Source organism: Micromonospora sp. NPDC047527 (genome assembly GCF_040643015.1).
Classification (GTDB): Bacteria; Actinomycetota; Actinomycetes; order Mycobacteriales; family Micromonosporaceae; genus Micromonospora.
Map to the genome: position 1 here is coordinate 1 of NZ_JBEYTK010000015.1, position 26136 is coordinate 26136.

Annotated in this window: 24 protein-coding genes and 1 pseudogene; 11 read left to right on the forward strand and 14 right to left on the reverse strand. The window is 73.1% G+C overall.

Features of this window, described 5'->3' with window-relative positions:
- The 3 genes and pseudogenes from ABZ808_RS30450 to ABZ808_RS30460 form a co-directional block, all read left to right on the forward strand.
- Positions 1 to 88 (forward strand): annotated as a pseudogene (locus tag ABZ808_RS30450) (phytochelatin synthase); the annotation flags it as partial.
- 558 nt (positions 89 to 646) lie between these two features.
- Entirely contained in the window at positions 647 to 3499 is a 2853-nt protein-coding gene (locus ABZ808_RS30455) for an aconitate hydratase (protein ID WP_357012852.1), read from the forward strand.
- A gap of 283 nt (positions 3500 to 3782) precedes the next feature.
- On the forward strand, positions 3783 to 4253 hold the full coding sequence (locus tag ABZ808_RS30460; RefSeq protein WP_357012853.1) for a YfbM family protein: 471 nt from the start codon (positions 3783 to 3785) through the stop codon (positions 4251 to 4253).
- A 160-nt stretch (positions 4254 to 4413) separates the two neighbouring features.
- Here ABZ808_RS30460 and ABZ808_RS30465 read toward each other — a convergent pair whose 3' ends face one another.
- Positions 4414 to 5145: an SDR family NAD(P)-dependent oxidoreductase gene (locus tag ABZ808_RS30465; protein ID WP_357012854.1), complete on the reverse strand. Its 732-nt coding sequence runs from the start codon at positions 5143 to 5145 to the stop codon at positions 4414 to 4416.
- 95 nt (positions 5146 to 5240) lie between these two features.
- Here ABZ808_RS30465 and ABZ808_RS30470 point away from each other — a divergent pair, with 95 nt between their 5' ends.
- Positions 5241 to 6089, forward strand: coding sequence for a LysR family transcriptional regulator (locus ABZ808_RS30470; RefSeq protein WP_357012855.1), 849 nt, complete (start codon positions 5241 to 5243; stop codon positions 6087 to 6089).
- A 130-nt stretch (positions 6090 to 6219) separates the two neighbouring features.
- Here ABZ808_RS30470 and ABZ808_RS30475 read toward each other — a convergent pair whose 3' ends face one another.
- The 9 genes from ABZ808_RS30475 to ABZ808_RS30515 all read right to left on the reverse strand — a co-directional run bounded on the left by ABZ808_RS30475 (position 6220) and on the right by ABZ808_RS30515 (position 16139).
- Positions 6220 to 7434: a sigma-70 family RNA polymerase sigma factor gene (locus ABZ808_RS30475; protein ID WP_357012901.1), complete on the reverse strand. Its 1215-nt coding sequence runs from the start codon at positions 7432 to 7434 to the stop codon at positions 6220 to 6222.
- A 217-nt stretch (positions 7435 to 7651) separates the two neighbouring features.
- The gene (locus ABZ808_RS30480) at positions 7652 to 7987 is read right to left on the reverse strand and encodes a YciI family protein (RefSeq protein ID WP_357012856.1); all 336 of its coding nucleotides are present in this window, start codon (positions 7985 to 7987) and stop codon (positions 7652 to 7654) included.
- A gap of 95 nt (positions 7988 to 8082) precedes the next feature.
- The gene (locus tag ABZ808_RS30485) at positions 8083 to 8694 is read right to left on the reverse strand and encodes an ATP/GTP-binding protein (RefSeq protein WP_357012857.1); all 612 of its coding nucleotides are present in this window, start codon (positions 8692 to 8694) and stop codon (positions 8083 to 8085) included.
- Complete coding sequence (locus ABZ808_RS30490) at positions 8675 to 9061, reverse strand: DUF742 domain-containing protein (protein WP_053657059.1); 387 nt, start codon at positions 9059 to 9061, stop codon at positions 8675 to 8677. Before ABZ808_RS30490 ends, ABZ808_RS30485 begins: the two co-directional genes overlap by 20 nt.
- Positions 9062 to 9066: 5 nt before the next feature.
- Positions 9067 to 9489 carry a roadblock/LC7 domain-containing protein gene (locus tag ABZ808_RS30495; protein ID WP_357012858.1) on the reverse strand — a complete coding sequence of 141 codons (423 nt, stop codon included), beginning with the start codon at positions 9487 to 9489 and terminating at the stop codon, positions 9067 to 9069.
- A 90-nt stretch (positions 9490 to 9579) separates the two neighbouring features.
- Positions 9580 to 12156 carry a nitrate- and nitrite sensing domain-containing protein gene (locus ABZ808_RS30500; RefSeq protein WP_357012859.1) on the reverse strand — a complete coding sequence of 859 codons (2577 nt, stop codon included), beginning with the start codon at positions 12154 to 12156 and terminating at the stop codon, positions 9580 to 9582.
- 125 nt (positions 12157 to 12281) lie between these two features.
- Positions 12282 to 13895, reverse strand: a complete 1614-nt coding sequence (locus ABZ808_RS30505; protein WP_357012860.1) for a prenyltransferase — start codon at positions 13893 to 13895, stop codon at positions 12282 to 12284.
- Complete coding sequence (locus ABZ808_RS30510; protein ID WP_357012861.1) at positions 13888 to 14805, reverse strand: terpene synthase family protein; 918 nt, start codon at positions 14803 to 14805, stop codon at positions 13888 to 13890. The genes ABZ808_RS30505 and ABZ808_RS30510 overlap by 8 nt, the downstream gene beginning before the upstream one ends.
- The gene (locus tag ABZ808_RS30515; protein WP_357012902.1) at positions 14802 to 16139 is read right to left on the reverse strand and encodes a cytochrome P450; all 1338 of its coding nucleotides are present in this window, start codon (positions 16137 to 16139) and stop codon (positions 14802 to 14804) included. The genes ABZ808_RS30510 and ABZ808_RS30515 overlap by 4 nt, the downstream gene beginning before the upstream one ends.
- Before the next feature lie 524 nt (positions 16140 to 16663).
- Here ABZ808_RS30515 and ABZ808_RS30520 point away from each other — a divergent pair.
- Entirely contained in the window at positions 16664 to 16912 is a 249-nt protein-coding gene (locus ABZ808_RS30520; protein WP_357012862.1) for a DUF2630 family protein, read from the forward strand.
- Positions 16913 to 16958: 46 nt separating this feature from the next.
- Here the strand turns inward: ABZ808_RS30520 and ABZ808_RS30525 are convergent, their stop codons facing one another.
- From ABZ808_RS30525 to ABZ808_RS30535, 3 genes are all read right to left on the reverse strand, one after another.
- Entirely contained in the window at positions 16959 to 17891 is a 933-nt protein-coding gene (locus tag ABZ808_RS30525) for an RIO1 family regulatory kinase/ATPase (protein ID WP_357012863.1), read from the reverse strand.
- A 185-nt stretch (positions 17892 to 18076) separates the two neighbouring features.
- The gene (locus tag ABZ808_RS30530; protein WP_357012864.1) at positions 18077 to 18721 is read right to left on the reverse strand and encodes an HAD family hydrolase; all 645 of its coding nucleotides are present in this window, start codon (positions 18719 to 18721) and stop codon (positions 18077 to 18079) included.
- 64 nt (positions 18722 to 18785) lie between these two features.
- The gene (locus tag ABZ808_RS30535) at positions 18786 to 19646 is read right to left on the reverse strand and encodes a carbon-nitrogen hydrolase family protein (RefSeq protein WP_357012865.1); all 861 of its coding nucleotides are present in this window, start codon (positions 19644 to 19646) and stop codon (positions 18786 to 18788) included.
- 88 nt (positions 19647 to 19734) lie between these two features.
- Between ABZ808_RS30535 and ABZ808_RS30540 the strand changes: the two genes are divergently transcribed.
- From ABZ808_RS30540 to mug, 6 genes are all read left to right on the forward strand, one after another.
- On the forward strand, positions 19735 to 20307 hold the full coding sequence (locus ABZ808_RS30540; protein ID WP_357012866.1) for a helix-turn-helix domain-containing protein: 573 nt from the start codon (positions 19735 to 19737) through the stop codon (positions 20305 to 20307).
- A 71-nt stretch (positions 20308 to 20378) separates the two neighbouring features.
- Positions 20379 to 21302, forward strand: a complete 924-nt coding sequence (locus ABZ808_RS30545; protein ID WP_357012867.1) for a TIGR04222 domain-containing membrane protein — start codon at positions 20379 to 20381, stop codon at positions 21300 to 21302.
- A complete protein-coding gene (locus ABZ808_RS30550) occupies positions 21299 to 22117 on the forward strand; it encodes a DUF692 domain-containing protein (RefSeq protein ID WP_357012868.1) in 819 nt (272 codons plus the stop codon). The genes ABZ808_RS30545 and ABZ808_RS30550 overlap by 4 nt, the downstream gene beginning before the upstream one ends.
- Positions 22114 to 22659, forward strand: a complete 546-nt coding sequence (locus ABZ808_RS30555; protein WP_357012869.1) for a hypothetical protein — start codon at positions 22114 to 22116, stop codon at positions 22657 to 22659. The genes ABZ808_RS30550 and ABZ808_RS30555 overlap by 4 nt, the downstream gene beginning before the upstream one ends.
- Positions 22644 to 23405 carry an SDR family oxidoreductase gene (locus ABZ808_RS30560; protein ID WP_357012870.1) on the forward strand — a complete coding sequence of 254 codons (762 nt, stop codon included), beginning with the start codon at positions 22644 to 22646 and terminating at the stop codon, positions 23403 to 23405. The genes ABZ808_RS30555 and ABZ808_RS30560 overlap by 16 nt, the downstream gene beginning before the upstream one ends.
- Positions 23402 to 23983, forward strand: coding sequence for a G/U mismatch-specific DNA glycosylase (gene mug / locus ABZ808_RS30565; protein ID WP_357012871.1), 582 nt, complete (start codon positions 23402 to 23404; stop codon positions 23981 to 23983). The genes ABZ808_RS30560 and mug overlap by 4 nt, the downstream gene beginning before the upstream one ends.
- 115 nt (positions 23984 to 24098) lie before the next feature.
- On the opposite strand, the gene ABZ808_RS30570 is transcribed toward mug, so the two are convergent.
- Complete coding sequence (locus ABZ808_RS30570; protein ID WP_357012903.1) at positions 24099 to 26075, reverse strand: ABC transporter ATP-binding protein; 1977 nt, start codon at positions 26073 to 26075, stop codon at positions 24099 to 24101.
- Positions 26076 to 26136: the final 61 nt, after the last annotated feature.

Genomic DNA, 26136 nt, shown 5'->3' on the forward strand with positions numbered 1-26136 from the left:
CTCCGCCAACCCCAACACCGCCTCCTACGACGTCACCATCGACCACCTCGCCGACTGGATCGCCACCCGCGGCTACGCCACCAGCTGACCCCACCACCACCCACCCCCGAAGGGCCGGACCCCACCAAGGGCCCGGCCCTTCGTCATGCCATTAGCCAGCGGCCAGGACGAGCCAGGCCCACCTGGCCAACCGACCGAAGGGCCGGACCCACCCAGGGCCCGGCCCTTCACCGTCATACACGTGAGCCGGCCGCGAGCACAGCCGGCACCACATGGTCCGCTGGTCCTTTGGAGCTGATGCCGTAAACGATTCAACGCGTCGGCTGTCGTGAAGCGATCCAGCGCGCCGACCGCCGCGAGAGTCCGACCCGCACCAGACAACGGCATCGCCCACGAGGCCACGTACTCGATTGGTCGCTGGCGATGGCCACCCTCTTCGGCCCACGCCCGGAGGCACCGCGCACACCCCGTAGCGCGTCCTAGGAGGCTAGGGGTGAGGAGGGGCGGCAGAGGCGGCCCGGGTTGCGTAACTAGCAAGACGGACGTACGGTTTTATTCGAGAGCGGATCGGCTGTAAGTGTTACCTAACCTCGGCGGCACCTCGGCCGGTACGACAGACTGCTCAGGACTACTCACGGTCGCTGGTGTGAAGGAGTACGACGTGGCGAGCCTCGACACCTTCGGTGCGAAGACCCAGCTACGCGTCGGAGACGCGAGCTACGAGATTTTCCGGATCGACAAGGTGGACGGCCACGATCGGCTGCCGTACAGCCTGAAGATCCTCCTGGAGAACCTGCTGCGGACCGAGGACGGCGCGAACATCACCGCCGAACACATCCGTCAGCTCGGCGGGTGGGACCCCGACGCCGCCCCGAGCGTGGAAATCCAGTTCACCCCGGCGCGGGTGCTCATGCAGGACTTCACCGGCGTGCCCTGCGTGGTCGACCTGGCCACCATGCGTGAGGCCGTGCGCGACCTCGGCGGCGACGCCACGAAGGTCAACCCCCTCGCCCCGGCCGAGCTGGTCATCGACCACTCGGTGATCGCCGACCTGTTCGGCCGCGAGGACGCGTTCGCCCGCAACGTCGAGTTGGAGTACGAGCGCAACAAGGAGCGCTACCAGTTCCTGCGCTGGGGTCAGACCGCGTTCAACGAGTTCAAGGTCGTCCCGCCGGGCACCGGCATCGTGCACCAGGTCAACATCGAGTACCTGGCCCGTACGATCATGGAGCGCAACGGCCAGGCGTACCCGGACACCGTCGTCGGCACCGACTCGCACACCACGATGGTCAACGGCCTGGGCGTGCTGGGCTGGGGCGTCGGCGGCATCGAGGCCGAGGCCGCGATGCTCGGCCAGCCCGTCAGCATGCTGATCCCCCGGGTGGTGGGCTTCAAGCTGCACGGCGAGATGCCGGCCGGCACCACCGCCACCGACCTGGTGCTGACCATCACCGAGATGCTGCGCAAGCACGGTGTGGTCGGCAAGTTCGTCGAGTTCTACGGCCCGGGCGTGAGCGCCGTGCCGCTGGCCAACCGGGCCACCATCGGCAACATGTCCCCCGAGTACGGCTCGACGGTGGCGATCTTCCCGATCGACGCGGAGACCATCCGCTACCTGGAGCTGACCGGCCGGGACGCCGCCCAGGTGGCGCTCGTCGAGGCGTACGCCAAGGAGCAGGGCATCTGGCACGACCCGGAGGCCGAGCCGGCCTACTCGGAGCGCCTGGAGCTGGATCTCAGCTCCATCGAGCCGTCGCTCGCCGGCCCGAAGCGCCCGCAGGACCGGGTGCCGCTGGGCACCGCGAAGACGCTGTTCCGCTCCGCGCTGACCGACTACGTCGCCGACGACTCCGTGGGTGAGCGCGACCTCAAGCCGGGCGTGGCCCGCGAGGAGCTGCCGCGCGGCGCCAACGGCCCGGCCGACGAGGCCAGCGCCGAGTCGTTCCCGGCCAGCGACCCGCCGGCCAACGAGTTCAGCGACCCGGCCGACGAGCCGCGCGACCTGGAAACCGCGGCGGTCGGCGCCGGCGGTCGGGCCACCAACCCGGTCCGCGTGACCGGCGCCGACGGCGTCGAGTACGAGCTGGACCACGGCGCCGTGGTGATCGCCGCGATCACCTCCTGCACCAACACGTCCAACCCGCAGGTGATGATCGGGGCGGCCCTGCTGGCCCGTAACGCCGTGGAGAAGGGCCTGACCCGCAAGCCGTGGGTGAAGACCACACTGGCTCCGGGCTCCAAGGTCGTCATGGACTACTACGAGCGGGCCGGCCTCACGCCGTACCTGAACAAGCTCGGCTTCAACCTGGTCGGGTACGGCTGCACCACCTGCATCGGCAACTCGGGTCCGCTGCCCGAGGAGGTGTCCGCCGCGGTCAACGAGCATGATCTGTCGGTCGTGTCGGTGCTCTCGGGCAACCGGAACTTCGAGGGCCGGATCAACCCGGACGTCAAGATGAACTACCTTGCGTCTCCGCCGCTGGTCGTCGCCTACGCCCTCGCCGGCACGATGGACATCGACCTGGCCAACGAGCCGATCGGTGAGGACACCGAGGGCAACCCGGTCTTCCTGCGCGAGATCTGGCCGAACAGCGCCGAGATCCAGGACGTCATCGCCCAGGCGCTCGGCGCCGCCGGGTTCAGCGCGGCGTACGCCGACGTGTTCGCCGGCGACGAGCAGTGGCAGTCGCTGCCCACCCCGACCGGCGACACGTTCGCCTGGGCCGACGACTCCACCTACGTGCGCAAGCCCCCGTACTTCGAGGGCATGCAGCGCGAGCCGCAGCCGGTCGTCGACATCTCGGGCGCCCGCGTGCTGGCCAAGCTGGGTGACTCGGTGACCACCGACCACATCTCGCCGGCCGGCTCGATCAAGGCCGACTCCCCCGCCGGTAAGTACCTGGCCGAGCACGGCGTGCCGCGGCACGAGTTCAACTCGTACGGCTCCCGGCGGGGCAACCACGAGGTGATGATCCGAGGCACGTTCGCCAACATCCGGCTGCGCAACCAGCTGGTCCCGGGTGTGGAGGGTGGCTTCACCGTCAACCACCTCACCGGCCAGCAGACCTCGATCTACGACGCCTCGGCGGCCTACCAGGAGGCCGGCATCCCGCTGGTCGTGCTGGCCGGCAAGGAGTACGGTTCCGGCTCGTCGCGGGACTGGGCGGCCAAGGGCACCATGCTGCTGGGCGTCCGGGCTGTCATCGCCGAGTCGTACGAGCGGATCCACCGCTCGAACCTGATCGGCATGGGCGTGCTGCCGCTGCAGTTCCCGGTGGACACCACCGCCGAGTCGCTCGGCCTCACCGGCACCGAGATGTTCACCATCACCGGGGTGACCGCCCTGAACGACGGCGAGACGCCGCGCACCGTGACGGTCACGACCGACAGCGGCGTGGAGTTCGAGGCCGTGGTCCGGATCGACACCCCGGGTGAGGCGGACTACTACCGGCACGGCGGCATCCTGCAGTACGTGCTGCGCCGCATGATCGCCAACTGATCGCGTACGGCTGATACAGGGCCGCTTCCCGCTCCGGCGGGGAGCGGCCCTCGTCGTACCGTGGACCATCGCAGCCGGAGCGCGACGGCGCGCAGCGCCAGGCCGGACCGCACGCGCGGTGGCCGGTCAGCGGCAGCACCACCCATGGGTACGCCGATGTCGGTGTCGGTTCGGTCATGCCTCCACCGTGCCGAGGGTGCCCGGATAATGGCACGCCTGTCGGACGCTCGCGCTACGCTGCCGCCGATTCCGACCGGCACCCCCGAGAGGCAACCCCGTGGGCATGATCTTCAACGCACGCCGGCTGTCCGCCGAGGAACTGGCGGCGGTGCTCGCCGACCCGGAGAAGGTCGGCACCCTGTTCCAGGGTGGCCCGGACGAGCTCGACCTCGACAAGGCGTGGCACGGGCTGCACTACCTGCTGACCGGCGACACGTACGAGATCCGGGGCGACGTCGGGCCGGCCATCCTGGGTGGTGACCCGATCGGCCCGGATCTCGGGATGGGCCCGGCCCGGCTGCTCACCCCGGACGTCGTCCGCGCCGTGGCCGCCGGGCTCGGCACGCTGGACGAGGCGACCCTGCGGGACCGCTACGACCCGGCCGCCCTGTCGGACGCCGAGATCTACCCGCATATCTGGGACGACGGCGACGATGAGTTCGACAACTACCTGCTGCCGCACTTCACCGCGCTGCGCGACTTCTACCGCACCGGGGCGGAGCGCGGGGAGGCCGTGCTGCTCGCAGTCACCTGAGCCGCCGGAAACCGGTGCGCGCCGCCGCCCGAGCGGCTCGCCGTGCGGATCCGGAGCCGGTCGGGCGACGACTTCGCCTACATTGTGGAGCCGCTACGCCGGCTGTGCGCGGCGTCGGTGGCCACCGGCAACCCGGTGATGTGGTGCTGACGGGCCACCCTCACCACGGGATCACGCCCGCGTCCTCGAAGTAGCCGCCGGTCGGCCCGTCGTCGGGCAGCGTCGCCAGCCGGAGCGCGATCGCCGCGCCCTGCTGCGGGGTCCGCACGCCCCGGAAGGCGTTGAGGTCGGTCGCGGTGAAACCCGGGCAGGCGGCGTTGACCAGGATGTCGGTGTCGGCCAGCGCCCGGGCGTACTGGATGGTCACCGCGTTGAGCATGGTCTTCGACGGCGCGTACGCCACGGACAGCGGCCCCGTCTGATGTTCGCCGGCCGAGGCGCTCTGCCGGGTCAGTGACCCGACGCCGCTGGACATGTTGACGATCCGGGGCGAGGCCGAGCGGCGCAGCAGCGGCAGCATCGCCTCGACCACCCGCACGACGCCGATCACGTTGACCTCCACGGCCGCCCGCACGGTCTCGATGTCCACCCCGACGGGGTGCTGCGGCTCACCACCGGTGATGCCCGCGTTGTTGACCAGCACATCGAGACCGCCGGCCTCCGTCTCCAGCAGCCTGGCGGCGGCAGCCACGCTCGCGTCGTCGGTCACGTCCAGCGGTACGCCGAACGCGTCCACGCCGCCCGCGCGCAGCTTCGCCACCGCCGTCTCCCGGCGCTGATCGTCCCGCGCGCCGACTCCCACCCGCCAGCCCAGCGCGCCCAGGCCCGCCGCGATCTCGTACCCGATGCCCTTGTTCGCGCCCGTCACCAGCGCGATCGTTCGTTCGCTCATGTCGTCGATCCTGTCCGCGCGGCATACGGGCCTCCAACACCACCTGAGTAGCGGGCGATACCCGGCGGGTATCGATCCGGCGATACGGTGGCGGGATGGAGACGCGGGAGCTTCGCTACTTCGTGGCCGTGGCCGAGGAGCTGCACTTCGGCCGAGCGGCGCGCCGCCTCGGCATCGCCCAGCCGCCGCTGTCGCGGGCGATCCGGCAACTCGAACGGCGACTCGGCGTGACCCTGCTGGAACGGGACAGCCGCAGCGTCACGCTGACCGCGGCCGGTGCGGTGCTGCTACGGGAGGGCCGAGCCGCCCTCGACGCCGTGGAGGCCGCCGACCGCCGTACCCGCCGCGCCGGTCAGGCCACGAACGGCGACCCCGGGCTGGTTCTGGTGACAAAGGCGGGCGCGTCGAGCGAGCTGCTACCGAAACTGCTCGACGCGTACGCGGCCGAGCCGGACGCGGTCCCCGTCGAGGTGCTGCTGTGCGGCATCGGCGAACAGGAACGGCTGCTGCGCGACGGGCGGGCCGACGTGGCGCTGCTGCACCTGCCGTTCGACTCGACGACCGGCCTGGACACCGAGGAACTGGTCACCGAGCAGCAGGTGGCGGTCCTGCCGGCCGGACATCCGCTGGCCCGACGGCCACACCTGCGGATGGCCGAGGTGGAGACGCTGCCCGGCCTGCCGATGCCGCGCTGGCCCCGGGCCGACGGGTCGTATCCGGACGGTCCGGGCCCCGAGGTCCGGGACCACGCCCAGTTGTTCCAGCACATCGCGCTCGGCCGCGCCGCAGTGGTGCTGCCGGAGTCCTGCCGGTCGCTGCTGCTCGCCGACTTGGCAGCCGTGCCGGTGCCGGACGCGCCCGCGGTGACCACCGTGATCGCCTGGCCGCCGCACAGCCGGTCCCGGGCGCTCGCCGGCCTCGTGCGGACCGCCACCCGCCTGTGACGGCGGCCGCTCGGCGGGCAGGTCCTCGCGCATCTGCTGGGTGACCACCCGGTAGCCGACGTCTCGTACCGAGCCGTCCCGGCCCGCGCGGTGAGCAGGCCACGCCGGGCAGGTCAGCCCGGCCGGGCGGCTACGTGGTGAGTTCGCCGGCCCGGGCCAGCAGGGCGCGACGCTCGGCCGTGGAACCCACCGCCTCTGCCGCCCGGCGGAACAGGGTGGCAGCGCGCGGCCGGTCACCCTGCCGGGCCACCAGGTCGGCCTCCACGGCCACCGCGAGGGGCTGACCGTCCAGGGCGCCCCCGGCGCGGGCCGCGTCAAGCAACGCCAACCCCACGGCCGGCCCGTACGCGTAGCCGTGCGCGACCGCCCGGTTGAGCGCGACCACCGGGGAGCGCCGGATGCCGATCAACGCGTCGTAGGCTCGCGCGATCCCCGGCCAGTCGGTGGCCTCGACGGATTCGGCGGTGGCGTGGCAGGCGGCGATGCGGGCCTGCCACGCATACGGCCCATCGTGCCGGACCCGGGCCAGCGCGGAGAGCCCTTCGGCGATGGACGCGTCGTCCCATCGGCGGCGATCCTGCCGGTCGAGCGGGACGAGGTCACCGGCGGCGTCCCGACGGGCGTCGCGCCGGGAGTGCTGAAACAGCATCAGCGCCCGCAGCGCGGCCACCTCGGAGTGCCCCGGCATCAGGGCGTCCAGCAGCCGGGCCAGCCGGACCGCCTCGTCGGCGAAGGCCGGCTCGCCGTCGGGGAGATAGCCCCGGGTGAACAGCAGGTACAGCACGGCGAGCACACCGGGCAGCCGCTCGACCAGCGCCGGCCCGGCCGGCACCCGGTACGGGATGCCGGCCTGCGCGATGCGGGTCCGTGCACGGGTCAGCCGTCGGGTCATCGTCGACTCGCTGACCAGCAGGAGGCGGGCGATGTCGGCGGTCGGCACCCCGCAGACGGTGCGCAGCGTCAACGCCACCCGGGCCTCGATGGCCAGCGCCGGGTGGCAGCAGGTGAAGATCAGCCGCAGTCGGTCGTCCACCACGTCCTGCCCCGCCTCGGGGTCGGGCTGCCCGTCGGCCGCCGTGAGCACCGCCAGATCGTGCAGCTTGCGGCGCTCCACGGCGGCCCGGCGCAGTACGTCGATCGCCCGGTTGCGCGCGACTGTCATCAGCCAGCCGCCCGGGTTGGCCGGCACGCCGTCGGCCGGCCAGCGTTCGAGGGCAGCGGTGAGCGCCTCCTGGGCGCAGTCCTCGGCCAGCGCCCAGTCGCCGGTCACCCGGATCAGGGTCGCGACGATTCGTGGGTACGCGTGGGTGCCGGCAGCCGCGACGGCCTGCGCCGTCGCGGCCACACCCCCGTTGTGGCGCCCACCGGCCCTGTCGTGCGTACCGGCGTTGTCGCGGGCGCTGGCGCTGGCGCTGACACGGACGCCACCGTTGTCATGCGCGCCGTGCCTGTCGCGGACGCCGGCCCGGTCGTGCGCGCCGGCCGGGTCGTGCGCGCCGGCCGGGTCGTGCGCGCCGGCCGGGTCGTGCGCGCCGGCCGGGTCTTCGGTCCCGGCCATCCGGTCAGTCGGGCAGGGTCATGAGCGGCCGCAACTCCAGCCGCCCCTCCCGTGCCATCGGGTGGGCGCGGGCCACCTCGATGGCCTCGTCCAGGTCGGCGCATTCGAGCAGGTCGAAGCCCACGATCACCTCCGCGGTCTCGGCGAACGGCCCCTCGGAGACGAGCAGTTCGCCGTCGCGTACCCGGACCGTGGTGGCCGCGCTGGTCGGCGCCAGCTGGTCGCCGGTGAGGCGGCGGCCCCGGGCGTCATTGTCGGCCACCCACTTCTCGACGTCGGGCAGGTCGGTCGGGTCGGTGTCCGGCTCGCTGTCGGTGCAGACGAACATCATGTACTTCATCTGGCGCTCCCTCGTGTGTCCAGGTGTCGCCAGCATGACGTTCGGCCAGGGCCGTACCGGACAGCGGGCGCCGAAAAATTTCCCCGGGCCGTCGGTCAGCCCCCGGCGGCGGCGCGGCGGCGGGCCTCGCGGGTCTTCATGGCGTGCTCCATGAGGGTGACGAGCACCTCCTTGCTGGACTCGCGCTGGCGGGCGTCACAGAGCAACACCGGCACCCCCGGGTCCAGGTTGAGAGCGGTCTGCACCTCGTCGAGCCGGTACTGCCGGGCGCCCTCGAAGCAGTTCACCGCCACCACGAACGGCGTGCCCCGACCCTCGAAGTAGTCGATCGATGGGAAGCAGTCGGCCAGCCGGCGGGTGTCGGCCAGCACCACCGCCCCGATCGCGCCCAGTGCCAGCTCGTCCCACACGAACCAGAAGCGGTCCTGACCGGGCGTGCCGAACAGGTAGAGCACCAGGTCGTCGCTGATGGTGATCCGGCCGAAGTCCATCGCCACGGTGGTGGTGGTCTTGCCCTCCACCCCGGACAGGTCGTCGATGCCGACCCCGGTCTCGGTCAGCACCTCCTCGGTGCGCAACGGCCGGGTCTCGCTCACCGCGCCGACCATGGTGGTCTTGCCCACACCGAAGCCACCGGCGACCAGGATCTTGATCGCGGTGGGCAGTGGGGTCGCTCCCGCCGGCCGGTCAGAGTGCCCGTAGTCCATTGATTACCGCCTCGAAGATGCTGTTGTCGGGAAGACCGGCCGTGGTCTGTGGTTCGCGTACCTGCACCAGGCTGCGGGCCGCGAGGTCGCCGAGGAGCACCCGGATGGTGCCCACCGGCAGGTCGAGGTGGGCGGCGATCTCGGCGACGGACTGTATTCGCTGGCACAGGCCGACGATCGCCAGGTGTTCGGGTCCGAGACCGGCCTCCGGTGTGACGTCGGCTCGGGTCGCGGTGACCAGGGAGATCAGGTCGAATGTGCCGGTGACCGGGCGGGCCCGCCCGCGTGTCACCGCGTATGGACGGACCACCGGGCCCGCATGGTCGTCCACCCACTGATGGTCCGCGGACTCTCCCTGCACCGTCATGGCCGTTACCGCTCGCCGGCCGGCTGAACGTTGTCTCGGGACGGGGAGGCCACGTACTTGCCGACCCGGGTGACAAGCATCGCCATCTCGTACGCGATCAGGCCGACGTCGGCGTCCTCGGTGGCCAGAACCGCCAGGCAGGCGTTGCGGCCGGCGGCGGTGACGAACAGGAAGGACGACTGCATCTCGATGATGGTCTGCTGCACCTGGCCGCCACCGAAGCGCTTGCCGGCGCCCCGGGCCAGGCTCTGGATTCCGGCCGCCATCGCCGCGAGGTGCTCGCCGTCGTCCCGGTTCAACCCCTGCGAGGAAGCCATCAACAGCCCGTCGGAGGAGAGCGCGACCGCGTGCTCGGCCTGCTTCACCCGCCCCACCAGATCGTCCAGCAACCACGTCAGGTCGGCACTCGAAGCCGTCTTCTGGGCCACTTCGTCGTCCTCTTCTCGCCCGGCAGTTGCGCCGTACTCGTCTTGGGTCTGACCGTCACACCGCGCGGGAACCGCAGCGCCGGCGCTCGGTCAGGTGGCTTGCGGTTCCTCGTCGGTGGGTTCGGGCGTCGCCGCAGGCGAGCCGGACGCTCCGCCGAGCAGTCGTGCCGCGTCGGTGCGACCGCGTCGGGTGCCGCTTTGGTAGGAGCTCATCATCCGGCGCACCTGGTCCGGTGGGCGTACCACGTCCTCCTCGTCGGACTCGGTCGCCGCCGGGTCGTCGCGCAGCTCGGGCACGATGTTCGCCTGCCGAATCCGGACCGGCAGGCCGGATCCGGTCCGGTCCGTCTCTGACCGGGCCGGAACCGGCCCGCCGTCAGCGCCCGGTTCGCCGGCGTCGGACGCCGGGCCCGCCCGGTCGATCGCGGGCAGGCCGGTGGCGACCGTTGGCCCCTCCAGGGCCGACTGGCCCGGGGTGCGCCGGGCCCGGGTGGGCAGCCCCGGCGTCCCGGTGGCCGGGGTGGTCCGCTGCCGGGTGGGGAGTACGACGTCCGCGTCGCCCCCGTCGACCTGCCCGGTCTCGATGGCGCTGCCGGCCACTGCCGGAGCCGCAGGGGTCACCGGCTGCGGCGCGCTCGTGCCCGGTGCCGAGTTGTCGACCGCCGGGGCGGCCAGCGCGACCGGCGAGCGGAGAGCGGGGCGGCCGGCGTCGCCACCGGGGGTCGACGCCGCCGGTAGCGCGATGGCCGGCCCGGTCGGGAGCGCGCCGGAGTCCTCCGGGCTGGCCCCGTTCTCGCTGACCAGCTCCAGCGGGATCAGCACGACGGCGGTGGTGCCGCCGTACGCCGACTCCTTGAGCCGGACCCGCACGCCGTGCCGCTCGGTCAGCCGGCTCACCACGTAGAGGCCGAGGCGGGCGGCGTTGGCGAGGTTCAGCTCGGACTGGTCGACGATGCGGTGGTTCGCCGCGGCCAGGTCCTCCTCGCTCATGCCGAGGCCCCGGTCCTCGATCTCGATGGCGAACCCGTTGGCCACCAGTTGGCCGCGGACCTCGACGGTGGTGTGCGGCGGGGAGAACGACAGGCCGTTCTCGATGAGTTCGGCGAGCAGGTGGATGATGTCGCCGACCGCCCGGCCGGCGAGGGAGACCGGCCCGAGTGGCAGCACGTTGACCCGGGTGTAGTCCTCGACCTCGGCCACCGCGCCACGCACCACGTCGACCATCGGGACGTTGCGCCGCCAGGCCCGGCCCGGGGTGGAGCCGGAGAGCACGATCAGGTTCTCGGCGTTACGCCGCATCCGGGTGGCCAGGTGGTCGACCCGGAACAGGTCCTCCAACTCCTCGGCGTCGTGCTCCCGCCGCTCCATGGCGTCGAGCAGGGTGAGCTGGCGGTGCACCAGCGCCTGGGTGCGCCGGGCCAGGCTGAGGAAGACCTCGCGGACGTTGCGGCGCAGATCGGCCTGCTCGACGGCGGTGCGCAGGGCGGTCTCCTGGACCGCGTTGAACGCCTTGCCGACCTGGCCGATCTCGTCGGTGCCGAACTCCAGCGGAGGCGCCTCGGTGGCCACGTCGACCTCCTCGCCCCGGCCGAGTCGCTCCACCACCCGGGGAAGCCGCTCGTCAGCGAGCTGCCAGGCGGCCTCCCGCAGCCGCTCCAACTGGCGGAGCAGGGTGCGGGCCGTGGTGATCGAGACGACGACGGACGCGATGACGGCGAGCAGGCCCAGGCCGGTGGCGAGCACCAACCGGACGACGACCATCACGGCGACGCCTGTCGCCCGGTCCACGATGCCCTCACCGCCGGCGACCACCACGTCGTTCACGTCGGCCAGCGCCGGCTCGACCGTGCCACGCCACTGCTCGGCGCTGATCGGCAACTGGGTGGCGGGGCGGCCCTCGCGGATGATGCTGTCCTGCACGGCGCGCAGCCGGGTGAACGCCTCGCCCTCGACGAGCTGCTGGTAGCGGCGCTGGTCGGCGTCACTGAGCCGGGACCGGGTCTCCTCGCCGAGGAACCGCTCGGAGCCGACCAGGGCGACGTAGCGCGCGTACTCCGGCCCGCTCATCCGTCCGTTGCCGAACAGGCCGCTGAGCAGCGCGTCCTCCTGGGAGACCAGCTCCTTCATCCGGTTGAGCTGGATCAGGGCGGCCGCGTCGGCGGCGATCGCCTTGTCGTCCAGGCTGCCGGTGACGTCGTAGACCTGGAAGATCGACTCGATCGCGCCGGTGTAGGCGTCGGCGGCGGAAACCCGGTCCACGGAGCGGCCGAGCACCTGCGCGCGGGTCTGCTCCAGCGAGTTGATCCGCGTGATCGTCGCGTTCAGCTGGGCGTCGAGCGCGGAGCTGCCGGCCACGTCGACCTGCCAGTTGCGGACCGAGTCGGCGAAGTCGCCCGCCAGCTTCGCGGTCTCGCGCTGCTTTGCCTCCAACGCCGCCCGCTGCTCGGCGTCGGGGTTGCTCAGGTACGCCTGGGTCAGCCGCCGTTCCAGCTGGAGCTCCCGCAGCAGCGGCTCACTGGGCGCGTAGACCCTGCTGTTGATCACCTGGACACCGAGCAGGTTGAAGCCGTCCCGCAGGGTCACCCATGCCGCGAACATCCAGAGCGCGACCAGGGAGAGCAGGAGGGCGACAACCTTGGTGCGGATACTCGTACCGCGAGAACGCATTGAACCGTCCCAGGCCGGGCGTTGACTCAGCTCATCAACGGGTGATCATGGAAGACGACGTCCCCGCCACGGCGGGGCATACGGGGCTGAGGCTCTGCGTACGCTAGCAGTGTCCACACAACCCCTCAAGTCGCTGTTTTTCTTGCCTGGTAACCACAATCCACCACCGAACGGTCGGCGCCCGCGAGGTGAACGGCTGCCAGCCGGCAGGCGGCGAGCACCGCCGAGGCGACGATGGCGGTAGGACAGTACAGCTCCTTGCCGTACCACAGTGGAGGGTGCTCGGGACCGGATGGTTGGTGCAGGTAGGCGTGCCCCCGGGCCACCGCGTCAGCGACTCGCGGCGCACCCGTCGGCGCCTCCAGCAACACCTGCAGGGCGTACGCGGTCTCCTCGGCGGTGCCGGCCCACCGTCCCCACGAGCCGTCGGCGCGTTGGTTGGCCAGCACCCAGCCGGCCGCCCGGTCCACGGCCTCGGCCGCCGCGCCACCCCGACCGAACTCGGCCAGCGCCAGCACGCAGCAGGCCGTGGCGTAGTACGGGGAGGCGTGCCAGCGGTCCTGCCAGCGGCCGTCCGGGAGTTGGTGCTCGGGTAGCACGAGGCTGAGCCGCCCGACCGTCCGGTGGTATCGCGCGTCGGCGTCGGGATACGCCGCCACGTGCTGGCCGAACGCGTCCAGCACGTGCGCGTTGGTGGTGACCGAGAAGCCGTCCTCGCTCCCCGGCCAGGTGCAGAAGCCGTCCGCCGTCTCGTACGCCCACAGCCCGGCCGGGTCGGCGGGTCGGCCGAGTCGGGCCAGCGCGTCCAGGGCCACCGAGGTGGTGTCGGCGTCGGTGGGCAGCCCTTCGCCGGTGGCCACGCCCGTCGCGGCGGTGGCGGCGGTCAGGGTGTCCAACACGGCGGCCGGCGGGTTGACCGCGACGCCGGCCCGTCTCAGCCCGCTGAGCACCCAGGCCCGTTCGAACACGGTGATCGGAGTCGGGCAGGGCACCGGGCCACGGCCGTCCCGGATCAACTCCCGCAGGAAGGCGTGGGCGCTGGGGCCGGCGTCCGGGCCGGCCGCGCTCAACCAGGCGGCGGTCGCCGCCGGTGACGCGCCGACGGCGGTGAGGGTGGGGCCGGCGTCGGTGGGCATCGCGCCCAGCACCTCGTAGAAGTGGGCCAGCTTCGTGGGCAGTGCCGCCCCGGCGGCCACCGCCGCCCGCACCGCCCGCAGCCGGTCTACCCCGAGGCCCGGGGGCAGCGTCAGCGGCGGGGTGGGCAACTGCTCCCAGGTCACCCGGTCCAGCCGGTCGTTGATCGACTCGACCAGCGCCGGGACGATGAGGTCCAGTGCCGGGGTGTCCGGCAGCGTCCGCGCGTCGGCGGCGAGCAGCCGGCCGCTGAGCACCGCCAACCCTCTGGCCGCCGGGGCGAGCAGGTGCGTACTGGTCCCTCCACCGTCGGCCAGCGCGGCGAGCAGCGCGTCGGTGGCACTCAGCGTGGGCACGAGGGCGTACCCCTCGGGTGGACCCCACGCGCCGTCCGGGCGCTGCGCGCGCAGGAGGAACCCGATCCGCTCGTCGTGCCCGGGCAGCCAGGGCGCGTCGGCGACCAGGCGGGCGCTCTCGTATACCGAGGCGGCCACCTGCCCCCACGGCCGAAGCGCCAGGCCGGCGATCAGCTCACGGGCGGCGTCGGTCGCCGGGTCGCGGCCGGTGGCGGGGTCGGCCAGGACGCGGAAGGCACCGTCACTCATCGCGTTCCCCCCAGAAGTCCGACACCTGGTAGAAGCCGCCGGTGAAGGAGATCTGCCGGTGCAGGTAGTCGGCCTGGCGGGGGCAGCGCTCGGCGAGCGCGGCCAGGTCGCGACGGGCGCGGGTGGTCAGCTCGGCCAACCGGGCGTGCACCTGCGCCGGGTCGTCGACCAGCAGCAGGGCGTTCAGGTCACCCCACTCGGCGTCCCGGCCGTGCGTGGCCAGGTCGTTGACCAGCCGCAGCACGCGCTGTACGCCACGTCCGGCGTCCAGCAGGTCGGTCAGCTGGGCAAGCGTCTTGTCGTCCCCGGTGGCGATCCAGTGGGTGACGTTGACGAAGGAGCTGCCAGAGTTGTCGGCGTTCTCCAGGTAGCGGTCCAGGTCCGGCAGGCGTCGCCCGGTGGTCGGGTCGGTCGGCAGGTTCTTCCAGTCCCACTCCCGAGCCGCAGCGGCGAGCATCCGGGCCAACTCGTCGCGCCAGATCGGGCGCAGCCGGGCGAACGCCGGCACGGTGGCCAGCTCGTCGCGCAGGTCCGCCAGCAGCCGGGCCAGGTGTCGCCCCGGCGGGGGCGCCGCGCCGTCGGCCACCGCCAGGCAGTCGGTCACCACCTGCCGGACGTCGTCCACGGACCGGGCGAGGTAGTCGATCTGCCAGTCGGCCGCGAAGACCCAGAGCACGGTACGGGTGGTGATCCGCAGTTCGGCGGCGGTGTGCCACGGCGCGATGAAGGCGACCACGGTGGCCACCGAGCTGAGCAGCGCCGGGTCGAACGGTGCCGCGTCGAACAGCTCCGGGTGGGCGGCGGTGACGCCCTGCAGATCGCGGACACCGCGCACGGCGAGCGCGCACACCCGGCCCTGCTCGGCGACCGGATCGGGACCGGTCTGCACCGGCCACGGCGCGCCCGTCACGGCACGACCGGCCGGGCGACCGGGGTGAGGATCAGCTCGGCCCGCTGCTTGGGTTGCAGCGAGGCGCCCATCCGGGGCGTCAGGTCGGCCGGTTGGCGCAGCTGGAAGCGGTAGCGGCTCAGCACGGTGCTGACGATGAGCTGCGCCTCAAGCAGGAACAGGTACTGCCCGAGGCACTGGTGCGGCCCACCGCCGAACGGGAAGTAGGAGTAGCGGTAGGGCCGCCGGGGCCGCTCCGGGGCGAAGCGCTCCGGATCGAAGCTGTTCGGGTCGTCCCAGAACGTCGACATCCGCTGGGTGACGTACGGGCTGACCAGCACGGTGCCACCGGCCTTGATCCGCACACCGCCGAGCACGTCGTCGCCGACCGCGGTCCGGGGGATCATCCAGCCCGCCGGGTAGAGCCGCAGCATCTCGTCGAGGACCATCCGGCCGTACCGCAGCTCGGGCAGGTGCTCGCGGCGGACCCGTTCGGTGCCGACCACCTGCTCGATCTCGTCGGTCATCCGCTCGGCCACGTCGGGCCGGGACGCCAGCACCGGCCAGAGCCAGGAGAGCAGGGCGATGGTGGTCTCGGTGGCGGTGGAGAACATGGCCACCACGTCGCCGCGGATCGCGTACTCGTCGGGTTCGCTGCCGTCGGCGCGCGGCCGGCAGAGGGTGGAGATGATGTCGTCGCCGTCGGTGGGTCGGGCCCGGGCCTCCCGGATGATCGGCAGCACCACCTCGTCGATGGTCCGTACCGCCTCGTTGAAGGCGCGGTCGCGGGGCATCGGCACCGCGTACGGCACGAAGGGCACCAGCAGGCGCGGGAGCATCGCGGTGGTGAGGGTGTCCAGCGCGGCGCTGATCCGCAGCGCGTCGGGCACCGAGATCCGGTCGGCGAAGAGCACCCGCATGGTGGTGCGCAGCACGATCCGGGTCAGTTCGGCGCCGCCGTCGATCGGCCGGCCCTCGCGGGCGGGTTCCAGCCACTCGTCGACGGCCTCGTTGATCGCCTCGGCCATCTTGTCGACCAGCGTCTCGGCCCGCTTCGCGGTGAACAGCGGTTGCAGCGCGCCCCGGCTGGATTCCCAGACCTCGCCCTCGGCGACCAGGATGGCGTCGCCGACGATCCGGCGGACCGGCCGCCAGAGCAGACCGTCCCCGTCGCGGGTGTAGTTGGCAACGTTGTCCCGCAGGACGCGTTGCAGATGCTCCGGATGGCTGACCAGGTAGGGGCGGAACGAGCCGAGGTTGAGCCGGACGACCTCCCCGGCGGCGTCGTCCGCGAAGCCGACCAGCGCGCCGAGCGGGTCGCGGACCAGCGCGGGCAGGACGCGACGCAGCGGGATCATCCGGGGTTCGGTGCTGACGGGGGCGGGGCCGGCATCGGACACCTGGGGCATGGCGTCTCCTCGTCGGTCCGCCGGCCTGAGTTGTCCACTTCGGCCGGTCGGAGCTGTGGAACTTTCACCTTCTGGGCGACGGACAGCATCTCACCAAATCCGGGGCACCTCTAGACCTCTGACCGGTGAGATTTCCATGCCCACGCCAGGTTCGCCACGTCGCAGACGAGGTCGTGATGTCCCTAGTGGACGGTCGTAACGCGGCTCCGGTGCAGGTCGCGCTGGTAGACCCAGGCAACCGAATCTGCCCCGAGGCCGTCCCGCCCGGCCGCCGTCCTGACCTGCGCCGCCGGTCGCCCGCGGTCCCGAGTGCCGGGACGCTGGACGCCCGGCTTCGGTGGGTGTCGCGGGCCGCCCGGCGCGACGGCCCCACCGGCCGCCCCGGCCAGCAGACCCCGGCGGGTGCGTCGGGGCGCACCGGTCCCTGCGAATCCGGGCGACGCCGGGCACCCTGTGCCAGGCTCTGTGGCATGGACGACAAGACCATCTTGAACCGGATCTCCGAACTGGTCGACGAGGAACACCGGCTGCGCGCCGAGGCCCAGGCCCACGAGTCGGGCACCGAGGGCGAGACCAGCGAGCGGCTACGCAACCTGGAGGAGTCCCTCGACCAGTGCTGGGACCTGCTGCGCCGCCGCCGGGCCGCCCGGGACACCCACGGCGACCCCGACGCACAGGGCGAACGACCCAAGCCCGAGGTGGAGCGCTACCTCCAGTGAGTGGCGCGGGCGGGTCGGGCGGCCAGGCTCGCCCGATCCGTCCCGGTCAGCGCAGGCCCGCCTCACGCAGCAGCTCCCCGGTCAGCTCGCCCGGGTCGACCTGCTCGGCGGTCAACCCCCGCGCCACGAACCAGGCGCCGACCACCCGTACGTCGCGGGCCAGGAACTCGGGCCCCTGTGGGTTCGCCACCACGTCGACCACCTGCGGCAGGTCGATCACGACCAGCCGCCCCCGATGCACGAGCAGGTTGTACGGCGACAGGTCGCCGTGCGCGTAGCCGGCCCGGGCCAGCACCCGCAGCGCCTCCACCAGCTGATCCCACAGGTCGCGTAGCGCCGACGGACCGGGCCGCAGCTGGGCCAGCCGGGGCGCGGCCTCGCCCGACTCGGCGTCACCGACGAACTCCAGCATCAGCTCGGTGCCGCGCACCTGCACCGGGTACGGCACGGCGATCCGGTCGTGCCCGCCGTTGATCTCCCAGAGCCGGGCCAGCGCGGCGAACTCGGCCGCCGCCCACTGCCCGGCGATCATCTGCCGGCCGAAGGCCGTCCGGCCGGCCATCGCCCGGTTCTCCCGGGAACGGCGCACCCGGCGGCCCTCCAGGTAGCCGGCGTCGCGGTGGAACATCCGGTGCTCGGCGTCCCGGTACCGCTTCACGGCCAGCAGGCAGGAACGGTCCGTGTCGGGCACCGCCCGGCGGACGAGGTGGACGTCCGCCTCCTTGCCGGTCTTCAGCACACCCAGCTCGGTGTCCTTGGCTGCCAGCTCGGTGACCAGCCACTGCGGGTGCGGTTCGGGCCCGTGTACGGCGTCGTCCCAGGACGACCACCGCTCGCCCGTGTCGGGGTCGGGTTCGTCGTCGGGGTCGGCGGGCAGTTCGGTGGGCCGCCCGCGCTTCAGATACTGCGGTTCGTCGTCGTCGAAGCGGCTCTTGCCGCGAGTCCGGCGCTGAAGCGCCGGAAGGTCATGATCGCGCACTGTGGTGAGGTTCCCTTGGTCGAGGCTGAGAAAGGCAGCTGGAAGCGACCTGCGAAGACGGCCATGACCGACCCCCTCTCCTCGACCGGGCGAACGCCCGGGTGCACGATGCGCCGCCCATCCTCGCGGCGACCCCGACAAACGGTCAACCGAATTACCCCGGCGCCGCACCGACCCGCCGTGGGTCAGCTCGCGAGCACCGTGGCGACCGCGGCGATCAGACCGTCCACGGTGCGGCTCGGCGCGAACCGGACGTCCGACCAGGTCCGTCCCCGGTGCAGCCAGACGCTGGGCAGCCCGACGGCCGCAGCGCCCCCGATGTCCGCCTCCGGGCTGTCGCCGACCACCCAGGCGCCCCGCAGCGGCATCCGGACCCGCTGCGCGGCGAGCGCGAAGATCCGCGGGTTGGGCTTGCTGACCCCGGCCTCCTCGGAGATCACCCAGTCGGCGACGTAGCGGTCCAGGCCGGTCCGGCGGATCTTGGCGTCCTCGACGCGAACCGTGCCGTTGCAGACCACCACCGGCACCCAGCCGGCGTCGTCGGCTATCCGCAGCGCGCAGGCGGTCAGCGAGTCGAGCCGGGTCTGCTCCACCACCCCGTCGTGCAGCTCCTCGACCAGGTCGATCGAGGGGATGCGCAGCTCGTACCGGTCCCGGATGGCATCTGCCAGATCCCAGCGGTCGGTCAGCCCGTCGGCGTCGAGGGAGATCAGCCAGTCGATGTCGGCGGGGGGCGCGCCGATGCCGTCCAGGAAGCGCTCACCCCAGCGGCGGAACGGCCCGGCCCGGTCCAGCAGGGTGTTGTCCAGGTCCAGCAGGAGCAGTGGCACTCGGGCACCCTACGGGACCGACGTGTCCGCCAACAGATGCCGTGTGTTTCGACCTGGCTCGGACTCAGCCGGTCAGCGCCACCCGTGGGCCGCCCTGGCTCGGCAGTCGATCGGCGAGCATCGAATGGGCTGCCCGGGTGGCCGCGAGCACGGCCGGGTCCAACGTCGCCAGCAGCACCGCCGCGCCCTCGTCGGCACCCCGGGCCAGGGTCCGTCCCTGCGGGTCGTAGATCGCCGCGCCGCCGTTGAACCGCCAGGGGTCGTCGCCCCCGACCGCGTTGGCGAAGACCACGAACATCGTGTTGTCCAGGGCCCGCGCCGCGTAGTACAGGTCCCGGCGGTGCTCGGAGCCGGTCAGGTAGCCGCTGGGGCACAGGTAGGCGTGCGCGCCGTCGAGCGCGGCGGCGCGGCCGTGCTCGGGGAAGCATCCGTCGTAGCAGATGCCCAACCCGAGCCGCCAGTCGTCGACGAGCAGCGTGGCGCCCCGCCCGCCGGGCGTGAACAGCTCGCGCTCGTCGCCCCACAACTGCTGCTTGTCGTACCCGACCCGCACGACGCCGGCCCGGTCGGCCACCAGCGCGCCGATGGTCCGCCGGCCGTCCGGGTGCCGGACCGCGGCCCCGACCACCACGGTGACCCCGGCCGTACGCGCCGCGTCGCGCAGCGGGTCGAGCCGGAGGTCGGCGACCGCTCCGGTCGGGTCGGCCACGACGTCGGTGCCGTTCGGGTCGGCGGCGAGGGTCGGCGGGTGGTACGCGCACAGGTACAGCTCGGGCAGGACGACCACCCGGGCGCCCTGCCCGGCCGCCTGTCGGACCAGCTCGGCGGCGGCGCTCGCGTTGCCGGCGACGTCACCGGGAGTCGGCGTGGCCTGGACGGTGGCGACGGTCAGCGGCGCGGCGGGCACGGTGGGGGCAGCGGTCACCCGGCGATGGTAACGGTGCCAACCCCGGGCGAAATACAAGCCGTACGTACGGTTTGCAAGGCGGGGCGCGACCTGCGACGATCGACGTGTGCCCAGAGTAAGCCAGGACCAGCTCGACGCGCGCCGGCAGGAGATCCTCGCCGCCGCGCGGGCGTGTTTCGCCCGGCACGGCTACGAGGGGGCCACCGTCCGCCGCCTCGAAGAGGCCACCGGGCTCTCCCGGGGCGCCATCTTCCACCACTTCCGGGACAAGGACTCGCTCTTCCTCGCTGTCGCCGAGGACGACGCCGCCGTCATGGTCGAGACGGTGGCCCGCAACGGTCTGGTGCAGGTGATGCGCGATCTGCTGGCCCGTGCGGTCTCCCCGGACACCACCGGCTGGCTCGGCAGTCAGCTGGAGGTGTCCCGCCGGTTGCGCACCGACCCGGCGTTCGCCCGGCGCTGGACGGAGCGGTCCGCCGCGATCGCCGAGGCGACCCGGGACCGGCTGGCCCGCCAGCGCGACGCCGGGGTGCTGCGCGAGGACGTACCGATCGACGTGCTGGCGCGGTTCCTGGAGCTGGCCTACGACGGCCTGGTGCTGCACCTGGCGATGGGCCGACCGGCCGGCGACCTGGGCCCGGTGCTCGACCTCGTCGAGGAGGCCGTCCGCCGCCGCTGAGCCCGTTTCGCCGCGTGGCGGTGGTGCTCCACAATGAGGCCGCCGATCCCCTGCGGCGACAGGAGCAGCCGATGATCGTCCAAGCCACGTCGGGCGACACCTGGGGTGTCGCCGGCCCGACGTTCCTCCGGTACTACCTGGTGGCGATCGCCGTGGTCGTCGCTCTCGCGGTGTGGCACCGGGTCCGCCTCGGCGCCGGGCCCGGGGACGCCTTCGCCGGCCAACTCAGCGCGCAACAGGCCGCGTACCTCAACGGTGGTCCCGCACTCGCCGTGCACGCCGCGCTCGGCGGGCTGCGGGGCAGCGGCGCGATCGGTGTCGGACCGGACCGCCGGCTGCTCACCACCGGCCCGGCGCCGACCGGCCTCACCCCGCTGGACCAGGCCATCCACTGGGCGGCCCACCAGCGCTCCCGGGCCCGGGACCTGGGCCAGGAGCAGCGGGTACGCACCGCGCTCGACCAGCTCCGCAACGGCCTCGAAGAGCGTGGTCTGCTGCCGACACCGGCCCGGCGGGCCACCGCACGGCTGTGGGTGCGGTTCCTCGCCGCCCTGCTGGTGCTCGGCGTGGTGCGGCTGGCCGCCGGCCTGTTCAACGATCGGCCGGTGGGCTACCTGGCAGCGACACTGGTCGGCGTGCTGGTGGCGGTGCTGCTGCTCTGGCGGGTGCCGCAGATCACCCGGGCCGGTCGGGCCGCGCTGCGCGACCTGCGCCGCCAGCACACCCACCTGGCTCCCGGCTCGGCCCCCGCCTACGCCACCTACGGCGCGGCCGGCGCGGCGATGGGCGTGGCCCTGTACGGCGCCGCGTCGCTCTGGGCGATCGACCCGGGCTTCGCCGAGCAGGCCGAGATCCAGCGTCAGGCCATGGCCAACGGCGGCTGGTCGTCGGGCTCCAGCAGCGGCTCGTCGGGCAGTGCCGGCAGTTCCTGCGGCAGTGGCGACTCCGGCGGTGGCGGTGGTGGTGGCTGCGGCGGTGGTGGGTGCGGCGGATGACCGGCCCGTACGGCGTCGGCATCGGCTGGCGCCCAGAGATCGCCGGTTTCGTGGCCGAGCTGCCCGGGCTGCGCTTCACCGAGGTGGTGGCCGAGTCGGTGCCCGCCACCGGGCCACTCCCGCCGGGCCTCGCGCAGCTGCGCGAGCGCGCCGTGACCGTCGTACCGCACGGGGTGCGGCTCTCCCTCGGCGGCGCCGAACCGGTCGACCCGGCCCGCGTCGCCCACCTGGCTCAGGTGGCGCAGCGGCTGGACGCCCCGCTGGTCAGCGAGCACATCGCCTTCGTCCGGGCCGGCGGGTTGGAGGCCGGGCATCTGCTGCCGCTGCCGCGCAGCCGGGAGGCGGTCGACGCGGTCTGCGCCAACGTGGCCCGCGCGCAGGCCGAGCTGCCGGTGCCGATCGCGCTGGAACCGATCGCCGCGCTGGTCGACTGGCCCGACGACGAGCTGGACGAGGCCGACTTCCTCACCGAGATCCTGGACCGCACCGGCGCGCTGCTGCTGCTGGACGTCGCCAACGTGCACGCCAACGCCCGCAACCGTGGCACCGACCCGGTCGCGCTGCTCGACCGGCTGCCGCTGGACCGGATCGGCTACGTGCACGTGGCCGGCGGGGCGGAGCACGGCGGTTTCTACCACGACACGCACACCGATGCGGTGCCGCCGGCGGTGCTGGAGCTGGTCGGCGCGCTCTGCGACCGGCAGCGACCACCGGCGCTGCTGCTGGAACGCGACGGCGGCTATCCGCCGGCCGCCGAGCTGCGCGCCGAACTCGACGCCCTGGCGTTGGCCGCGGGCTTCCCGGCCGTGACATGACCGGCGCGTCCCCGCCCACCGGCCCGCGCCCACCCGTGGGCCGTCTCGCCGAGCGGCAGGCGGAGTTGGTGGCGGCGCTGGTCGCCGGGGGTCCGCCGCCGGCCGGGTTCGCCCCCGGGCCGCTCGCCGCCACCCGGGCGGCGCTGCTGCGCAAGCGTGCCGGCGACGTGGCGCGGCACTGGCCGCTGCTCGCCGCCGGTCTCGGCAGCGCCTGGTGGCCGACCTTCGCCGAATGGGCCGCCGACCGCCCCACCGCCGGTTCCCTGCGCGACGGCTGGGACCTGGCCCAGGCCCTGCGCGAGCGGGACGCGCTGCCCCCGGCGGGCGCCGAGGAGCTGGCCGTGCGGGAGGCGGGCCAGCGCTACGACGGGCGTGCAACGCCGCGTCCGCGCCGACTGCCGGCCGTGGGCCGCGCCGGCGGCGCCGTCGCGGTGCAGATCGCCGGCCGGGTACGCCTGCTGCGCCCCGCCCCGCGCCCACCGGCCCCCGTTGAGGGCGGCGCGGCGGATGCGGCAGGATCGGCCGCATGGATCTCGGACTGACCGACCGGGTGTACGTGCTCACCGGCGCGTCCCGCGGCCTGGGCTACGCGACGGCGCAGTGCCTGGTCGCCGACGGGGCGCGGGTGGTGCTCTCCGCCCGGGACGCCGACGCGGTGGCCGCTGCCGCGCAGCAGCTGGGCGGGCCGGAGCGGGCGGTCGGGCTGGCCGCCGACCTGGCCGATCCGCAGACCCCGGCGCAGCTCGTCGAGGCGGCACGGGAGCACTTCGGCCGGCTCGACGGCGCGCTGATCTCGGTCGGCGGCCCACCGGCCGGCAACGCCGCGGCGATCAGCGACGACCAGTGGCGACACTCCTTCGAGACGGTCTTCCTCGGCACCGTCCGCGCGGCGCGCACGGTCGCCGCCGCGCTGCCCGAGGGTGGCGCGATCGGGCTGGTGCTCTCCACCTCGGCCCGTAGCCCGGTGCCTGGCCTCGGCATCTCCAACGGCCTGCGGCCCGGCCTGGTCGGCGTCGCCAAGGACATCGCGGACGACTACGGCCCGCGCGGCGTACGGGTGGTCGGTCTGCTGCCGGGCCGGATCATGACCGACCGCAACCGGGAGCTCCTGGCCGCCACCGGCGACCCCGAGCAGGCCCGCGCCGAGGCCGAGGCCACCATCCCGCTGCGGCGCATCGGTGACCCGGCCGAGTTCGGCCGGGTGGCAGCCTTCGTGCTCTCCCCCGCCGCGAGCTACCTGACCGGCCTCACCCTGCCGGTCGACGGTGGCGCGCTGCGCGGGCTGTGACAGCCGCCGGCTCGGGCGCGCATCCCCGGCCGACCCGGGCGGAGCTGGCGGCGGCCGCTGATCGGACCATCCCCGACGTCCTCGCGCCCGGCCTGACGGTGCTCTTCGTCGGCATCAACCCCGGCCTCTGGTCGGCCGCCACCGGCTGGCACTTCGCCAGACCCGGCAACCGGTTCTGGCCCGCGCTGCACCGGGGCGGGTTCACCCCCCGGCTGCTGCACCCCAGCGAACAGGACGAGCTGCCCGCACTCGGCCTCGGCATCACCAACATGGCCGCCCGGGCCAGCGCACGTGCCGACGAACTGACCACCGAGGAACTCCTCGACGGCGCCGCGATCCTGGCCGACAAGGTGGCCCGGCACCGGCCGCGCTGGGTGGCGGTGGTGGGGGTGACCGCGTACCGGATCGGCTTCGGCCGCCCGAAGGCCACCTTCGGGCCACAGCCGGAGCCCCTGGCCGGCGCGCGGCTGTGGGTGCTGCCCAACCCGAGCGGCCTGAACGCGCACTTCACCCCGGTCACGCTGGGTCTGGCGTTCGCCGAGCTGCGGGTGGCGACCGGCCTGCCGGAACGGCGCTGATCGACTCGGTTTCAAGGAAGTCGGGCTGTCGACGCGACCAAGACACCCCGACTTCCAGGAACCCGAGTCGATCAACGCACGCCACACCGGACGCGACCGGTGTCGTGGCGGGACGTCAGTTGGCTGCGGCCGGCGGCATCGCTTCGTCGGCGACGTACGTGCCCAGTGGCATGACCACCGGCTCGGTGCCGGTCGCGTCCACGAAGGGCCGGGGCGAGTCGGCGACCGCGAACTGGGTCCGGTACAGCTCGGCGTAGAGCCCGCCGACCGCGACCAACTCGTCGTGCCGCCCCCGCTCGACAATCCGCCCACCGTCGAGGACCAGGATCTGGTCGGCGTCGCGGACGGTGGAGAGCCGGTGTGCGATCACCAGCGCCGTCCGCCCGGCCAGTGCCACCGCCAGCGCCCGCTGCACCGCGGCCTCGCTCTCCGAATCCAGGTGTGCGGTCGCCTCGTCGAGGATCACGATGGACGGCGCCTTGAGCAGCAGGCGGGCGATGGCGATGCGCTGCTTCTCGCCGCCGGAGAACCGGTAGCCGCGCTCCCCCACCGTCGTGTCCAGCCCGTCGGGCAGCGACCGGACCAGGTCGGCGACCTGGGCTCCGGCGAGCGCGGCCCAGATCTCGTCGTCGGTAGCGTCCGGCTTGGCGTAGCGCAGGTTCTCGGCGATCGTCTCGTGGAACAGGTGCGAATCCTGGGTGACGACGCCGATCTCGTCGCGCAGGGAGGCGAGCGTCGCGTCGCGGACGTCCACCCCGCCGACCAGGACCTGCCCGTCGGTCACGTCGTAGATCCGCGAGATCAGCATCGACAACGTCGACTTGCCGGCGCCGGACGGGCCGACCAGGGCGACCATCTGCCCCGGCTCGACACTGAACGAGACGCCCTTGAGCACGGGCTCGTTGACCGTCCGGTCGAGCGTGGCCACCTCTTCCAGGGAGGCCAGGGAGATCTCGGCGGCGCTCGGGTAGCGGAACCGCACGTCGCGGAAGTCGACCCGGCCGGTGCCGCGCGGCACGGGCACCGCGTCGGGCTTCTCCACGATGCCCGGCTTCAGGTCGAGCACCTCGAAGACCCGGTCGAAGGAGACGAGCGCGCTCATCACGTCCACCCGGACGTTGGAGAGCGCGGTGAGCGGCCCGTACAGGCGGGTGAGCAGCAGCGCGAGCGTCACCACGGTGCCGGCGCTGACGCCTCCGGTCACCGCGAGCCAGCCACCGAGACCGTAGGTGAGCGCCTGCGCCAGTGAGGCGACAAGCAGCATCGCCACGAAGAACGTCCGCGAGTACATGGCGGACTGGATGCCGATGTCGCGGACCCGCTCGGCGCGGTCGCCGAACCGGCGGGCCTCGATCTCGGGCTGGCCGAAGAGCTTCACCAGCAGCGCGCCGGCGACGCCGAACCGCTCTGTCATGGTGGCGTTCATCTTGGCGTCGAGGTTGTACGCCTCGCGGGTGATGTCGGCCAGACGCCGGCCGACCCGGCGGGCCGGAATGATGAAGATCGGCAGCAGCACCAGCGACAGGGCGGTGATCTGCCACGAGAGGGTGAACATCACCGCAGCGGTGAGCACCAACTGGATGACGTTGCTGACCACGCCGGAGAGGGTGGAGGTGAACGCTCGCTGGGCGCCGAGCACGTCGTTGTTGAGCCGGCTGACCAGGGCGCCGGTCTGGGTGCGGGTGAAGAACTGCAACGGCATCCGCTGCACGTGGTCGTAGACCCGGGTGCGCAGGTTGAGGATGATGCCCTCGCCGATGCGGGCGGAATACCAGCGCTGGGCCAGCGAGAGCAGCGCGTCGGCGACAGCGAGCGCGGCGATGAACAGCGCCAGCCGGATCACCAGCCGGCCGGCCTCGGTGCCACCCCGGTTGATCGCGTTGATGACGTCACCGGCGAGCACCGGGGTCGCCACGCCGATGATGGCGGCCAGCACCACGGTGGCCAGGAAGACGATGATGTCGCGCCGGTAGGGCTGGGCGAACGCCACGATGCGGCGGGCCACCCCGCTCTTGAGCCGGTGGGTGGAGACCTCGTCGCGGTTGCGCATCGACCGGAGCATGCTCCACCCGGCCATGCCACCGCCGGACATGTGGTTGGACATCGCTCACCTCCGGGTCGTCGGGCGGACCGCACCGTCAGGTCAATTCTCC

Excerpts from the sequence above, each read along its gene's own strand:
- ABZ808_RS30460 (WP_357012853.1), top strand. The coding sequence starts at position 3,783 with ATGATCTTCAACGCACGCCGGCTGTCCGCCGAGGAACTGGCGGCGGTG.
- ABZ808_RS30465 (WP_357012854.1), bottom strand. The coding sequence starts at position 5,145 with ATGAGCGAACGAACGATCGCGCTGGTGACGGGCGCGAACAAGGGCATC.
- ABZ808_RS30470 (WP_357012855.1), top strand. The coding sequence starts at position 5,241 with ATGGAGACGCGGGAGCTTCGCTACTTCGTGGCCGTGGCCGAGGAGCTG.
- ABZ808_RS30480 (WP_357012856.1), bottom strand. The coding sequence starts at position 7,987 with ATGAAGTACATGATGTTCGTCTGCACCGACAGCGAGCCGGACACCGAC.
- ABZ808_RS30485 (WP_357012857.1), bottom strand. The coding sequence starts at position 8,694 with ATGGACTACGGGCACTCTGACCGGCCGGCGGGAGCGACCCCACTGCCC.
- ABZ808_RS30490 (WP_053657059.1), bottom strand. The coding sequence starts at position 9,061 with ATGACGGTGCAGGGAGAGTCCGCGGACCATCAGTGGGTGGACGACCAT.
- ABZ808_RS30500 (WP_357012859.1), bottom strand. The coding sequence starts at position 12,156 with ATGCGTTCTCGCGGTACGAGTATCCGCACCAAGGTTGTCGCCCTCCTG.
- ABZ808_RS30505 (WP_357012860.1), bottom strand. The coding sequence starts at position 13,895 with ATGAGTGACGGTGCCTTCCGCGTCCTGGCCGACCCCGCCACCGGCCGC.
- ABZ808_RS30520 (WP_357012862.1), top strand. The coding sequence starts at position 16,664 with ATGGACGACAAGACCATCTTGAACCGGATCTCCGAACTGGTCGACGAG.
- ABZ808_RS30545 (WP_357012867.1), top strand. The coding sequence starts at position 20,379 with ATGATCGTCCAAGCCACGTCGGGCGACACCTGGGGTGTCGCCGGCCCG.
- ABZ808_RS30550 (WP_357012868.1), top strand. The coding sequence starts at position 21,299 with ATGACCGGCCCGTACGGCGTCGGCATCGGCTGGCGCCCAGAGATCGCC.
- ABZ808_RS30555 (WP_357012869.1), top strand. The coding sequence starts at position 22,114 with ATGACCGGCGCGTCCCCGCCCACCGGCCCGCGCCCACCCGTGGGCCGT.
- ABZ808_RS30560 (WP_357012870.1), top strand. The coding sequence starts at position 22,644 with ATGGATCTCGGACTGACCGACCGGGTGTACGTGCTCACCGGCGCGTCC.
- ABZ808_RS30570 (WP_357012903.1), bottom strand. The coding sequence starts at position 26,075 with ATGTCCGGCGGTGGCATGGCCGGGTGGAGCATGCTCCGGTCGATGCGC.